The 12,957-nt window shown below is 60.3% G+C and carries 10 protein-coding genes and 1 tRNA gene; 6 read left to right on the top strand and 5 right to left on the bottom strand.

Going from position 1 to position 12,957, the window contains the following annotated elements; genetic code table 11:
* Positions 1 to 43: 43 nt before the first annotated feature.
* The 5 genes from DFS21_RS09595 to DFS21_RS09570 are packed head-to-tail and all read left to right on the top strand — an operon-like array spanning position 44 to position 7,262.
* Complete coding sequence (locus tag DFS21_RS09595) at positions 44 to 2,212, top strand: type VI secretion system Vgr family protein (protein WP_111532188.1); 2,169 nt, start codon at positions 44 to 46, stop codon at positions 2,210 to 2,212.
* Entirely contained in the window at positions 2,209 to 3,129 is a 921-nt protein-coding gene (locus DFS21_RS09590; protein WP_256591292.1) for a DUF4123 domain-containing protein, read from the top strand. The genes DFS21_RS09595 and DFS21_RS09590 overlap by 4 nt, the downstream gene beginning before the upstream one ends.
* Positions 3,122 to 6,112: a T6SS effector BTH_I2691 family protein gene (locus DFS21_RS26435; protein WP_146603135.1), complete on the top strand. Its 2,991-nt coding sequence runs from the start codon at positions 3,122 to 3,124 to the stop codon at positions 6,110 to 6,112. Before DFS21_RS09590 ends, DFS21_RS26435 begins: the two co-directional genes overlap by 8 nt.
* A 2-nt stretch (positions 6,113 to 6,114) precedes the next feature.
* On the top strand, positions 6,115 to 7,008 hold the full coding sequence (locus DFS21_RS09575) for a DUF6708 domain-containing protein (RefSeq protein WP_111532185.1): 894 nt from the start codon (positions 6,115 to 6,117) through the stop codon (positions 7,006 to 7,008).
* A complete protein-coding gene (locus DFS21_RS09570; protein ID WP_082120393.1) occupies positions 7,005 to 7,262 on the top strand; it encodes a PAAR domain-containing protein in 258 nt (85 codons plus the stop codon). The genes DFS21_RS09575 and DFS21_RS09570 overlap by 4 nt, the downstream gene beginning before the upstream one ends.
* Positions 7,263 to 7,362: 100 nt before the next feature.
* On the opposite strand, the gene DFS21_RS09565 is transcribed toward DFS21_RS09570, so the two are convergent.
* From DFS21_RS09565 to DFS21_RS09545, 5 genes are all read right to left on the bottom strand, one after another.
* A tRNA-Gly gene (locus DFS21_RS09565) sits at positions 7,363 to 7,438 on the bottom strand.
* Positions 7,439 to 7,502: 64 nt separating this feature from the next.
* Positions 7,503 to 8,063 carry a CDP-diacylglycerol--glycerol-3-phosphate 3-phosphatidyltransferase gene (gene pgsA / locus DFS21_RS09560; protein ID WP_038706385.1) on the bottom strand — a complete coding sequence of 187 codons (561 nt, stop codon included), beginning with the start codon at positions 8,061 to 8,063 and terminating at the stop codon, positions 7,503 to 7,505.
* A 33-nt stretch (positions 8,064 to 8,096) separates the two neighbouring features.
* A complete protein-coding gene (gene uvrC, locus DFS21_RS09555; protein ID WP_110700685.1) occupies positions 8,097 to 9,920 on the bottom strand; it encodes an excinuclease ABC subunit UvrC in 1,824 nt (607 codons plus the stop codon).
* Between the two features lie 10 nt (positions 9,921 to 9,930).
* Positions 9,931 to 10,569: a UvrY/SirA/GacA family response regulator transcription factor gene (gene uvrY, locus DFS21_RS09550; RefSeq protein WP_023631421.1), complete on the bottom strand. Its 639-nt coding sequence runs from the start codon at positions 10,567 to 10,569 to the stop codon at positions 9,931 to 9,933.
* A 63-nt stretch (positions 10,570 to 10,632) separates the two neighbouring features.
* Complete coding sequence (locus DFS21_RS09545; protein WP_046855102.1) at positions 10,633 to 11,022, bottom strand: helix-turn-helix domain-containing protein; 390 nt, start codon at positions 11,020 to 11,022, stop codon at positions 10,633 to 10,635.
* Positions 11,023 to 11,638: 616 nt separating this feature from the next.
* Here DFS21_RS09545 and DFS21_RS09540 point away from each other — a divergent pair.
* The gene (locus tag DFS21_RS09540) at positions 11,639 to 12,940 is read left to right on the top strand and encodes a nucleotide sugar dehydrogenase (protein ID WP_111532184.1); all 1,302 of its coding nucleotides are present in this window, start codon (positions 11,639 to 11,641) and stop codon (positions 12,938 to 12,940) included.
* Positions 12,941 to 12,957 lie beyond the last annotated feature (17 nt).

The raw sequence follows: 12,957 nt of genomic DNA, 5'->3' as shown, positions 1-12,957 counted from the left end.
CTGCCGGGGGCGTTTGAACTCTCGGACGGCGGAAGGACTTTTGATGCCCAGCCAATCTGATTTGCGGTACACCTTCGAGCCACTCGTTGGCAATGCCGAGTTCGATGTGGTGTCGTTTGAACTCAAGGAAGAAATCAGCGCGCCTTTCACTCTCGAGCTGGAATTGATCAGCTTCGAACCCGACATCGATTTCGGCCAACTGCTTGACAAGCCGGTGCTGTTCACGATCTGGGACGGTGAACGACCCGTACGGTACGTACATGGCTTGGTCAGTGGTTTTAGCCAAGGCGAAAGTGGCTTCTATCGCACTTACTACCACGCACTGATCGAACCCATTTTGGCCCGCGCTGGTTTGCGCTCGAACTGGCGCACCTTCCAACAAAAGACCGTCCCGCAGATTCTCGAGCTGATGCTTCAGCGCCAGGGCATTGATCAATACGAGCTTCGCGCGAGCCTGGACCACCAAGTGCGCGAGTTCTGTGTGCAAGCGGGCGAGACCGACCTCGACTTCATCGCCCGCTTGGCGGCTGAAGAGGGCTTCGTCTATCGCTTTGAGCACAGCGAAAAACTGCACAAGTTGATCATCACGGATCAGCTGCAATCCCTTGGACAAATCAGTCATGGCGCGCTCAACACCGAGAACGATGACGAAGGCTTCTTCGAAGGCGAGGACGTTATCGACCCCAACACCGTCCTCTATCAATCCAAAAGTGGCGGCGATCAGGCCACACCTTGCCTTCGGCGCTTGCGCTACAGCGAGCAGGTACGAACCTCGCGACAGGTCCAGCGCGACTACACCTTCACTCACCCAGCGTATCGCCAGGAACACCGTGCTTCCGGCCCTTTCCTGGAACACCAGTCCACCGAGTACGAGCGCTTCGACTATCCCGGCCGCTACAAACGCGATGCCGTGGGCAAACCGTTCACCGAAAACCGGATCACTGCCCTGCGCCATGATGTGCGCATTGCGGAAGTTCAGGGCGATGACGTAAGGCTGCAGCCTGGGCTCAGCTTCACGCTCACAGGCCACCCACGTGATGATCTAAATGCGCATTGGCGCGTGAACAGCGTGGTTCACAAGGGCAGCCAGTTCACCAGTCTGCAGGAAGAAGCCGCTGGCCTCGACCAGAGCACGCACTACGAGCAAACCGCTCAGCTGGTACCCGGCAGAACCGAGTGGCGCCCTGCTCCGCTCAAAAAGCCCCGCGTCGACGGTCCTCACATGGCCACCGTGGTCGGGCCGTCCGGTGAGGAGATCTATTGCGACGAATGGGGCCGGGTCAAGGTCAGCTTTCCCTGGGACCGGGAGAGCAACAACAACGAGTTCAGCTCCTGCTGGGTGCGGGTATCCCAGGGATGGGCAGGTGGCAGCTGGGGGGCGATGGCCATACCGCGTATCGGCCAGGACGTGATCATCCAGTACGTCAACGGTGACCCCGACCAGCCGATGGTCACCGGGCGCACCTATTGCGGTAACCAGTTGCCGCCCTACGACCTGCCCGACCACAAGACCCGCATGACCATCAAGAGCCAGACCCACAAGGGCGATGGCTTCAACGAGCTGCGGTTCGAGGATGAGCTGGGCCGGCAGGAGGTGTTTATCCATGCGCAGAAGGACCAGAACAACGTCGTCAAACACAACGAAACCACTTTCGTCGGCAATGACCGCAGTGAACAGGTCGATCATGACGAGACGCTCAGTATCGGGCATGACCGCAGCCAAACGGTGGGCAATGATGAGCGGGTCCGGATTGGCCAGGATACGTTTGTCGATATAGGCCGAAATCAGAAAATAAACATCGCCAAAGACCGTATAGAGGCCGTCGGCAATCATCGCCACGACCGGATCACAGCCAATCACCACATCAGCGTCGGCGGCAATCTTGAGCAGCAGGTCGAGGGCCATGCTGAGCTGGAGGCGGGACTGGAAATCCGCAGGCGCACCCGACGCTACGACCTTCGAACAGCGGAAGCTGTGATCATCCAAGGGCCTGGAGGCTCCATCCGGATTGATGACAAGGGCATCACCCTGGACAGCCCGACCATACACATCAACGGTGTCCTGCTCCAATCTCCAAGCGGTAGCACCAATCACTTTTCCATCAGCAGCGCACCCATCACTGGCAAACCTCTGGAGCGCCTATGCGGGCGACGCCCCGATGGCACCTGCCCGTTGCCCGACTGCCGCTGTATCAAAGGGCCAGTCCAATGAATACAACACCCTCGCAGCTGTCCGGCGAACCTCTCGGACATCCTTATCGCTTCATGCTGCTCATGACCCGCGAGCTCGAGTACTGGGCCTATCGGCCCATACCGCAAGAAGGCGAATTGGTGCCGGCCTATGCCCCATCAGTACTCGACCTCATCAATAACGTCAGCCGAAATACTCAACATGCATGGCTATGGAAGCGCAGCGCGCTGGACGACCGCCACGAATTTGGCCCTTTGCTGGTCGACGTTTCAGAAGCGCCCGAGCTGCTTGCCCATGCAATCACCACCTGGATGCCCGCTGGAGGGGCCATAGCACTGGATAGCGAAGCTTGCCTCGCAGTGCTAGCGGACCATTTCACCAGCCTTACTCAGGTCACGCTCCCGGATCAGGGAGCAGCCAATTTTTACTTCAAGCCGGATCATCTTGGAGCCTGGCTCGATGCATTGGACGGCGATCATCGCGCCATCTGGCTTGGGCCTGTGTCGTCACTGGCCTGGCGAGTCAACTGGGGGCCGGCCCATGAATGGAAAACACACGAACGCACCCCGACTACTGCCCGCCTGATATCGCAAGCACCGCTGCGCCTTCGCGTACATGAACTGGACCGGCTGCACGCAGGTATACGCGAGCACTTCATCCTCACGCTGGCGCACGAAGTCTTGGCCATGCCACCCCATGCCGCCCAAACGTTAGCCGCCATTAGGAAATGGATTGAAGCCCTGTTGCCGCAGCTGAAGTCCCTCAACTTTCGCGACGAGGAAACTGCAGGTCAGTTCATTCGGCTGATGGCCGGGCACATGTGGCTGATGAGCAGTGACCAGGCTACGAAGATCTACACCAACCTCAACGAGTCGCCCCAGGCCCGTCTTCGCGAGCTGCACGCACTGGTCCAAATCAAGGAATCCGACCATGACTGATACTACCGCCGGCAGCGCCACCTCCGGCCCCGCCTGCAGCCCACGCGTGCCCATCCTGCCGGTGCGCTATGCCATCGTCCCGCGTACGGGCGATGCGCCTGCCTGTCGCTACGCAGACGCAGGCTTCAACCTGGAACAAGGCTTCGCCCCGCTGCAGCACTCGTCCTACACCCTGCGCACGCTGCGTCCAGGCTACATCTACGTGTTCATGAAAGGTCCTCAGGGCGAAAAGCTGGTCATTCATGAGTACGACGGCGAAGGACGCTACCAGGAGCTGCGCTACCAAGGGCTGGAAGGCTACCACTTGCGCGAACGCTACCTGTCCAGCCAGAGCATGGGCTGGGTATGGGCCGACACCAGCCCGGACACCGCCAAGGAAGTGTGGATCGGCTACAGCCCGCACCTGTGGACCAACGCCACGACTGCCCGCATCACCGCTTCAGCAGCCCTGCGCAAACGGCATATGCGCCAGCTGGACATGGCCGAGCTGATTGCCGGCAACCAGGCCCCCTCCACCCAGCCCCATGTACTGCCGCTCAGTGCGCTGCAAAACTGGGTCGAAGACTACAAACCGGCAAGCCGGCGGATGTCCCTGACCTGGAGCAGCCACGCGTCCACAACCCCCTTGTCCGTCGGCAGGCTCAACGCCATTGCCCGGGACTATCCCAGCACCCAGCCGAAAATACCGGTGGTGGTGGCGCTGGCTGATGCTGAAGGCATGGCCCTGGACCTGAGCCTGTCGGTCTCGGCTTATCAACACCAACTGCACGACCTGATGCCCGCCGAGCAGCTCGAACACACCAAGCCCGCGCAAGGCTCCGAGCAGGCAGGCGTACCGGCGTGCTACCAGCTCGATGCCGAACGGCTCAGCCAGCAGAGCCGCGATTTTCACCATCGCAACCTGGTCGCCCTGTTGCTGAACAAAACACTGGAGACGATGTACCCGGCGGATATGCCCGCTACCGAAGTGGTCGAGATAAGACTGCAGTCCACCCGCACCGGACGCCCTCTCCCCCCGGCCGAGGCACGTTATCGGGCGCTCACTCACGAGGACTATTCCCCGAACGGTGCGCGTTTGGCGCTGCGCATCGATACCGACAAATACCTGCAGTTCCTCGCCGAACGTGATGAGCTGGAGCAGCGCATTGCAGGCCTGCGCAACCTTGCCCTGCAAGCCAGTCATGATCACGACGCGTGGCTGGCCACGGCCGAAGCCGCGCATATCGATGACCCCTACAGCCTCGCCGCCGCACTGGCGTGCTATGACCGCGACGAACGCATCTCGGCCCGTGGCCTGGAAATCTCCCTGGCCCTGCTGATTTACCCGATGGGCCAGCCGACACCCGGTACCGAAGACCGAGACCGGCGCTTCAAACGCCTGGAACAGTGGCTGGACCAGCACGACAGCCCGATCTACACCGCCCTGGCGCCGTTCAACCCCTTCAAGGACAAAGCCGATGCGACCGGCAGTGTGCTGGGTGGCGGCGACAATGTCATCGAAGGGCTGGCCGGGCGCTTTCCGGCCATTGCCGACATCACCGACCTCACTGCCCAGTCCGTCAACGCCGTGGTGCTCAAACGCCTGCGTGGCCAGACCCGCTGGGACGCCAGCCATACCCTGCGTCAGCAAGTACTGCTGGCGGCGCGTGAGGCCAATGCCGAGAAAGCGCTGGGGCTGTTGGCGGCGCGTTACCAGATCACCGACCAGGCCATCCGGGAAAACCCGTTCAGCCAGGAGGTGGAGCGGTATTTGAAGAGCGGCATGGCGCAGGTTGAGGAAATGAAGCAGCTGCGTATTTCGGGCAATCGGACGGTGGCGGTTGAGTTGACCACTACTGCGCGGGTTAAACCCAGCTTGCTCGGGTTGCTTACCTCAGGCGGGGGCGGTGGTTTGAACGCCGGGATGCTGTGGTTCAACGTGATCTCGCTGAAGACGGCTTACAACAGCCTGCAGAAAAGCAATGCGCCGGAATACACCGCCGGGTTTGCGGCGTCGATTTCCGGTGTGATCGGTGCGGCGGCGGCGACATTGGTTAGCGTGAGGAAAACGCAGCAAGCCGTGATGCTGAGATTGAGTGCGACGGCGCCGGGGATGGCATTTGGTAATGGAATGATCAAGTTTTTGGGGAGCAATCTGTTCGCACGATTATCCGGTTACCCTGCAATTTTTCTAGGATTCGCTTCAGACTTTCAAAAATCCAAAAGACAGAAACTAAATGGTAACGCTGAAGCATCTGACTTGACACTTTATGGCGGAAGCGCTGTCGCGACAGGCTCAATTCTAGTACTAGAGGGTGGGCTCGCGGTTGCGGGAGTTACGTCAGTTGTACCCTTTGCCGGGTGGGGCGCGGCAGCGCTTGTACTCCTGGGAGCAGTGATCATCGCTGGTGGCTTATACCTTCACGCCAAATCGTATGAACATCTCCATACCCCTATCGAACTGTGGGCAGCAAGGAGCATATTCGGCAATCGTAAAAACGATGGAGAGGTGCATCCCGAAATCGTTCTGGACCATGAAAAAAAACTTCCTAAATTCCCCTCTCTGCAAGACGAACTTAAAGCCTGGCACGATGAGCATTACAGACCAAGGTTAATATCCGCAGAAGAAGCGCAATCCTTTGGTATAACCGGAGTCGACAGCGGTTGGCATGAAAATAATTACTGGGCGCCAGCAAACTGGACCGCCATCACCCATAACGAAGTCACCACCACACAACCCACCGTTGAATTCACAGTATTCCTACCGGGTTTCATCTTAGGCACAAGCGAATGGTCAGGTAGCTTGAGCACCCTTCGTGAAGACGGTGAAATGGTCGTCTTTCCACTTGCCGCTGTTTGCTACGTCACAGGCGCCGGCTTAATTCTGAATTTCAAGAACACGATACACAACAAAAAACATGCCTCACTGCATTTAGCCTATAGCTCCAATCAAGGCTTGAATGAAGAAAATGAGGTTAACTCAATTTTTCGTCTCGAGCGCTAATCATGGCAGTTATATGGATATTCAATAACAGCTCAAACTCCGGACACAAGCCAGCAATTACTGGACAGCTAGAAAATCTATCCACAAATACATTAACCTTGCGAAATCCGTGGGTGTCCGACTCTGTATTCATGGCAAAACTATACACTGCCATGACACTAGCCCTGACTCTTTACTTCTATCCCGACATTGCAGACCCCGAATACAAAGCCATACTACTAGAACGCACCCACTCCGTAATGCAATATATATTTGCACCACTAATATTCACACCATTCCTCGCTTATAGAATCCACTTTATCAAAAAACTTTCAAACTTCTATTTCAGCCGATCAGCCAAAAAAATTTACTACCAGCGCGGCAAAAAACTTATAGTCTTTGATTGGAACAAGGTCCACGGGGGAGTATTCAAACGCACCGAATTCGGTGGCTCATCCTTCAGCACCAGTTATGCACTCGCCTTCGCCCCACCTAGGGAGGATGGCAGCCTGCACCAAAAAGATTGCTTATGGGTCGACAGCAACGAACCCACTGAATCCGACATCAAACACGTCGCCGAAGTCTGGGAATACCTTCGCCATTTCATGAACCACGGCCCAGCCAAACTCCCTCCTCCCGGCGAACCCAACTGGTGGTACCGACCGCTTCATGCCATCTGCCTGACCCCGGCAGAAGCCTGGCGCCACTACGCCCCCTGGCGAACCGGCGAGCCCGGAGAAATGCAGGGCAAGAAGAACTGGCAACTGCCGTTCTGGGCCGTGTTGTTCCCCTACAACCTCGGCCTTGCCCTCTGCTGGTACGGCGTATGCCGCCTCTTCAATGTCCGGGCTGCACCGCCTCCACCAGAGGCCTTCGAGCAAGCCCCTGTTCAACCAAAAAAAGGAAACTGCAAATGAAACCCATCGTACTCGTAGGCCATCGTCATAGTTGCCCTATCCATGGCGAAGGCACCGTAGAAACAGGCGCAAGCGCAGCATTCGTGGATGGCAGGGCAATAGCACGCGTCGGCGACCGAATCAGTTGTGGCGCTATCATCGAAACCGGTGCTGGCAGCACGATCATCGAAGGCCAACCGGCGGCAAGGGAGGGAGACACCACCAGCCATGGCGGAACCTTGGTCGAGGGTGATCCGGGTTGGCTGATTGATTGACAGCAAAGCCGGCAGATGGCTTTGACAAGAACGAAAAAAGACGCCGAAGCGTCTTTTTCGAGAGCTCAAAGAATTCTATAGAATTCTTTGAGCCAATATTTGGAGCGGGAAACGAGACTCGAACTCGCGACCCCGACCTTGGCAAGGTCGTGCTCTACCAACTGAGCTATTCCCGCGTCGTGATGGGTGCCATTCTAGCGATTTACAGAACGGCGTCAACCCCTTGATTCAAAAAAACTTTTACTTCTGCTCCGAACCTTCGCGCAGGTGCGGCCAGGCGGCCACCAGGTAGTGCACCATCGACACCAGCGTCAGCCCCGCCGCCACCAGCAGCAAGCCGTAGCCCAGCACCACCCAGAAGGTCAGCAACGGCGGGTTTGCCAGCAGGATCACCAGCGCCAGCATCTGCGCGGCGGTCTTCCACTTGCCCAGATTCGACACCGCCACATGGGCGCGGGCGCCGAGTTCGGCCATCCACTCGCGCAGCGCCGAGACCACGATCTCGCGGCCGATGATCACCGCCGCCGGCAGCGTCAGCCAGAAGTTGGCGTGCACCTGCACCAGCAGCACCAGGGCCACGGCGACCATCAATTTGTCGGCCACCGGGTCGAGGAAGGCGCCGAACGGGGTGCTCTGCTGCAGCCGACGCGCCAGGTAGCCGTCGAGCCAGTCGGTGGCGGCGGCGATGGCGAACACCGTGCTGGCGGCCATGTAGCTCCAGTGATAGGGCACATAGAACAGCAGGATGAAGATCGGGATGAGCAGGACGCGTAGAACGGTGAGCAGGTTTGGAATATTCATCGGTACGACTGGCTGCGAGTTGAACCCGGCATTCTACTCGCTATGCAGGCTGGCATAAATCGACTCGGCAAGCTTTTTACTGATGCCGGGGGCCTTGGCGATCTCGTCGACACTGGCGCGGTTGAGCTCCTGCAGGCCGCCGAAATGTTTCAGCAGGTCGCGGCGGCGCTTGGGCCCGACCCCGGCGACGTCCTCCAGGCTCGAGGTGCGCCGGGCCTTGCCGCGCCGGGCGCGGTGGCCGGTGATGGCGAAGCGGTGGGCTTCGTCGCGGATCTGCTGGATCAGGTGCAGGGCCGGCGAGTCGCCCTTGAGGGTGAACTCGTGGGCCACGTCGTTCAGGTAGAGCGTCTCGAAACCGGCCTTGCGGGTCACCCCCTTGGCCACGCCGAGCAGGGTGAGATCGGTAAGGCCGAGCTCCTGCATCACTTCGCGGGCCATGTTCAGCTGGCCCTTGCCGCCGTCCACCAGCAGCACGTCGGGCAGCTTGCCCTCGCCGTCCTTGATCCGCCCGTAACGGCGCATCAGCGCTTGGTGCATGGCGGCGTAGTCGTCGCCGGCAGTCACGCCTTCGATGTTGAAGCGCCGGTAATCGGATTTGAGCGGACCTTCCGGGCCGAACACCACGCAGCTGGCCACGGTGGCCTCGCCGCTGGAGTGACTGATGTCATAGCACTCCAGGCGCTGCGGCACTTCGTCCAGGCCCAGTACCTGGGCCAGCGCCTCGAAGCGGGCGGCCATGTGCTGGCGATTGGCCAGGCGGGCGTTGAGGGCCTGCTCGGCGTTGGTCACTGCCAGTTGCTGCCAGCGCGCCCGGGTGCCGCGCACCCGGTGGCTGATGCTCAGTTCGCGGCCGCGCAAGGTCTGTACCGCCTCGGTGATGGCGGCGAAGTCGTCATGCACCACGTTGACGATCAGCTCGCCCGGCAGTTCGCGTTCGGCGTTGCCGAGGTAGTACTGGGAAAGGAACGCGGCCATGACCTCGGCCACCTCCTCCTCGATGCCCACCTGGGGGAAGAAGTTCTTGCTGCCCAGCACCCGCCCGCCACGCACACTGATCAGGTGCACGCAGGCGCCGCCCGGGTTGACGAAAGCCGCCACCACGTCGACATCACCGGAGCCGCCTTCCATGTACTGCTGGTCCTGGACCCGGCGCAACAGGGCGATCTGGTCGCGCAGCTCGGCAGCCTTCTCGAAGTTCAGGGCCATGGCGGCCTTTTCCATCTCGGCGTTGAGCTCGTTGCCCAGCTGCTGGCTGCGGCCCTCGAGGAACATCACCGAGTGACGCACGTCCTCGGCGTATTCCCCGGGCGCCACCAGGCCCACGCACGGCCCCTTGCAGCGTTTGATCTGGTACTGCAGGCACGGGCGGGTGCGGTTGGCGTAGTAGCTGTCCTCGCACTGGCGTACCGAGAACGCCTTTTGCAGCAGGCTCAGGCTCTCGCGGATGGCGCCGGCGCTGGGGTACGGACCGAAGTAGCGGCCTTTGGCTTTCTTCGCGCCACGGTGGATACCCAGGCGTGGGAACTCCCCGTCGGACAAGAACACGTACGGGTAGGACTTATCGTCGCGCAGCAGAATGTTGTAGGGCGGCCGCCACTCCTTGATCAGCGTCTGCTCGAGCAGCAGCGCCTCGGTTTCGTTGGCGGTGATGGTGGTCTCGACCTGGGCGATGCGCCCCACCAGGGCAGCCGTCTTCGGCGCCAGCCCCGTCTTGCGGAAATAGCTGGCCAGGCGTTTCTTGAGGTTCTTGGCCTTGCCCACGTACAGCAGGCGTGCGTCGCCGTCGAACATCCGGTACACGCCCGGGCGACCACTGCAGGTCGCCAGGAACGCGCTTGCATCAAAAGGTTGTGACATGAGGTGTGCTTTACAGACTTGCGTCGACCATACCGTGGCGGACGGCCAGCAACGTCAGTTCGACGTCACTGGTGACCGAGAGTTTTTCGAAGATCCGATAACGGTAAGTATTGACGGTCTTGGGTGACAGACACAACTTGTCAGAGATGATCTGCACCTTCTGACAACCGACGATCATCAGCGCAATCTGTATTTCCCGTTCGGACAACGCATCGAACGGCGACCCCTGGGGCTGGAATGACTTGAGTGCCAGCTGCTGGGCAATCTGCGGGCTGATGTAGCGCTGGCCGGCGAAGGCCAGGCGGATGGCCTGGACCATCTCGTCGAGCCCGGCGCCCTTGGTCAGGTAGCCCGCGGCCCCCGCCTGCAACAGGCGGGTGGGAAACGGATCTTCCTCGCACACGGTCACCGCGACCACCTTGGTGTCCGGGTGACTGCGCAACAGTTTGCGCGTGGCCTCCAGGCCACCGATCCCTGGCATCTTCACGTCCATCAGCACCACGTCCGGCTTGAGCTCGCGAGCCAGTTTGAGGGCGGACTCGCCAGAGTCCGCCTCCCCCACCACCTGCAGCCCGTCGATGTCGGCCAGCATGCGTGTGATGCCGGTACGCACCAGATCGTGATCGTCGACCACCAGGACCCTAATCAAGCAGACACCTCGTCAGTGGGGCGATTGGATCCCGCCACCTTAACAAAATTTTTCACAACGAACCTAGCGCAAAGCGTCATGGAAATATGCCTGCCGGTCAGGCCGGCGCATGCGCAGCCCTTCATGGCCACCTTCTTCACCCGCGAGGCGGTTGAGCAGGTGCCACACCGCAGCCTGGTCGGCCGACGGCAGGCGGCGAAAGGCGCCTAGCAGGCGGTTCTCATCCGAGGTCAGGCTGTCGAGGGGCGCAGGGGTGTGCACGCCGCTGAGCACATACAGCGCATCCACGCCGCGGCTGGCCACCGCCGCGAGGTAGTCCATGCGTGGCGTGCGTTCGCCGCTTTCGTACTTGCCCTGGGCGTTGGGCTCGACACCGCCGATATCGCCAAAAATGCGCTGGGTCAGCCCCAGGCGTTCGCGCTCTTCTCTAAGTCGCGGACCAAATCCGTTCATCTGCTTGCCTCCTTTGCATGAATGGAAGACGGGTGCATCCCGCACCCGAGTGAATGTCTGCACAATCGTCCGGCACTATGCCAATTGGATCCAATCGTTGCAAGCCATCATTGCGCCACGCCCTGAATCAGGGGGACAGAAGACAGGCCATCAAAGTGGGTTCAGCACTGCCGTCTGCAGGCTTTGCATCGCCCGCGCAAGAGGCTTGCCGGCGATGGCGGACCACACGAAAAAAACCTGAATGACATTAATCGGCCAGCAGAAACCGTGCGGAACAATCCACCGCAAGAATCACGGAAAACCACCGTTTTGACGCCATTATGTCGACACCAATTAGATAATCATTTTTTTGACGCCTAACTTACATCAAACTTTAACTCTCTGTTTTTAAAGGATTTTTTAACTAACAATGCAAACTTTCAGAAAATTCCAAACAAACCAACCAACAACACTTGCCGCACTATCAGAAAACTCCTTAGGATGTAAAAAGACCACCACGAAACAGCCTGCACCGCTACCTATCTAGCGCGGCTTGATCCTGCGCGTCTGGCATTTGCATAACTTCTTGAACTGAGTATCTCGGCCGGCCTTGCGCCGCGCCTGGGGAGAGGGATCTATGAACATCAGTATCTTCGGACTTGGCTATGTGGGGGCGGTCTGCGCCGGTTGCCTGTCGGCACGTGGGCATCAGGTGCTGGGGGTGGACGTCGCCCAGGCGAAGATAGACATGATCAACCAGGGCCGCTCGCCCATCGTCGAGCCGGGCCTGGAGCAACTGCTGCTCGACGGCGTGCGTCAGGGGCGCCTGCGCGGCACCACCGATGTGCAGGCGGCGATCCTCGCCACCGAGCTGTCGCTGCTGTGCGTAGGCACGCCGAGCAAGGCCAATGGCGATCTCGACCTGGTGTACATGGAGGCGGTGTGCCGCGAAATCGGCGCGGCCCTGCGCGACAAGGCCAGCCGCCACACCGTGGTGGTGCGCAGCACGGTACTGCCGGGCACGGTGAAGAACGTGGTCATCCCGCTGCTCGAGCAGGCCTCGGGCAAGCAGGCCGGCCGCGACTTCGGCGTGGCGGTCAACCCGGAGTTCCTGCGCGAGAGCACGGCGATCCAGGACTACGACTTCCCGGCCATGACCGTGATCGGCGAACTCGACAGCCGTTCCGGCGACCTGCTCGCCTCGCTGTACCAGGGCCTGGATGCCCCGGTGATCCGCAAGCCGATCGAGGTCGCCGAACTGATCAAGTACACCTGCAATGTCTGGCACGCCACCAAGGTCAGCTTCGCCAACGAGATCGGCAACATCGCCAAGGCCTCGGGGGTCGATGGCCGCGAAGTGATGGACGTGGTCTGCCAGGACTACAAGCTCAACCTGTCGCGCTACTACCTGCGCCCGGGCTTCGCCTTTGGCGGTTCGTGCCTGCCCAAGGACGTGCGCGCCCTCACCTACCGCGCCAGCCAGCTTGACGTGGCGCACCCGCTGCTCGGCTCGATCATGGCCAGCAACCGCAGCCAGGTGCAGGCTGCCTTCGACCTGGTGACCCAGGCCGGCAAGCGCCGCATCGCCCTGCTGGGCCTGGCCTTCAAGGCCAACAGCGACGACCTGCGGGAGAGCCCGTTGGTGACCCTGGCCGAGCAACTGATCGGGAAAGGTTACGAACTGCGCATCTTCGACGCCAACGTCGAGCATGCACGGCAGTTCGGCGCCAACCGCCAGTACATCGAGCAACAGATCCCCCATGTCAGCGCCCTGCTGCGCAGCGACCTGCAACAGGTGATCGATGAAGCCGAGGTGATCGTGCTGGGCAACAACGACGAACGCTTCGTGCAGGCGCTCGACGCCGGCAAGCCGGTGATCGACCTGGTCGGCTTCATGGCCGGCGGCAGCGACGCCCAACACCACGGCATCTGCTGGTAAGGCACGCCGACGCCCGC

Source organism: Pseudomonas sp. 2848 (assembly GCF_003253945.1).
Lineage (GTDB): Bacteria > Pseudomonadota > Gammaproteobacteria > Pseudomonadales > Pseudomonadaceae > Aquipseudomonas.
This window is presented reverse-complemented; position numbering and strand designations above follow the sequence as displayed.

Coding starts and splice junctions, on each gene's coding strand:
- DFS21_RS09570 (WP_082120393.1), top strand. CDS start 7,005: ATGAAACCCATCGTACTCGTAGGCCATCGTCATAGTTGCCCTATCCAT.
- uvrC (WP_110700685.1), bottom strand. CDS start 9,920: ATGTCACAACCTTTTGATGCAAGCGCGTTCCTGGCGACCTGCAGTGGT.
- DFS21_RS09590 (WP_256591292.1), top strand. CDS start 2,209: ATGAATACAACACCCTCGCAGCTGTCCGGCGAACCTCTCGGACATCCT.
- DFS21_RS26435 (WP_146603135.1), top strand. CDS start 3,122: ATGACTGATACTACCGCCGGCAGCGCCACCTCCGGCCCCGCCTGCAGC.
- DFS21_RS09540 (WP_111532184.1), top strand. CDS start 11,639: ATGAACATCAGTATCTTCGGACTTGGCTATGTGGGGGCGGTCTGCGCC.
- DFS21_RS09545 (WP_046855102.1), bottom strand. CDS start 11,022: ATGAACGGATTTGGTCCGCGACTTAGAGAAGAGCGCGAACGCCTGGGG.
- DFS21_RS09575 (WP_111532185.1), top strand. CDS start 6,115: ATGGCAGTTATATGGATATTCAATAACAGCTCAAACTCCGGACACAAG.
- DFS21_RS09595 (WP_111532188.1), top strand. CDS start 44: ATGCCCAGCCAATCTGATTTGCGGTACACCTTCGAGCCACTCGTTGGC.
- pgsA (WP_038706385.1), bottom strand. CDS start 8,063: ATGAATATTCCAAACCTGCTCACCGTTCTACGCGTCCTGCTCATCCCG.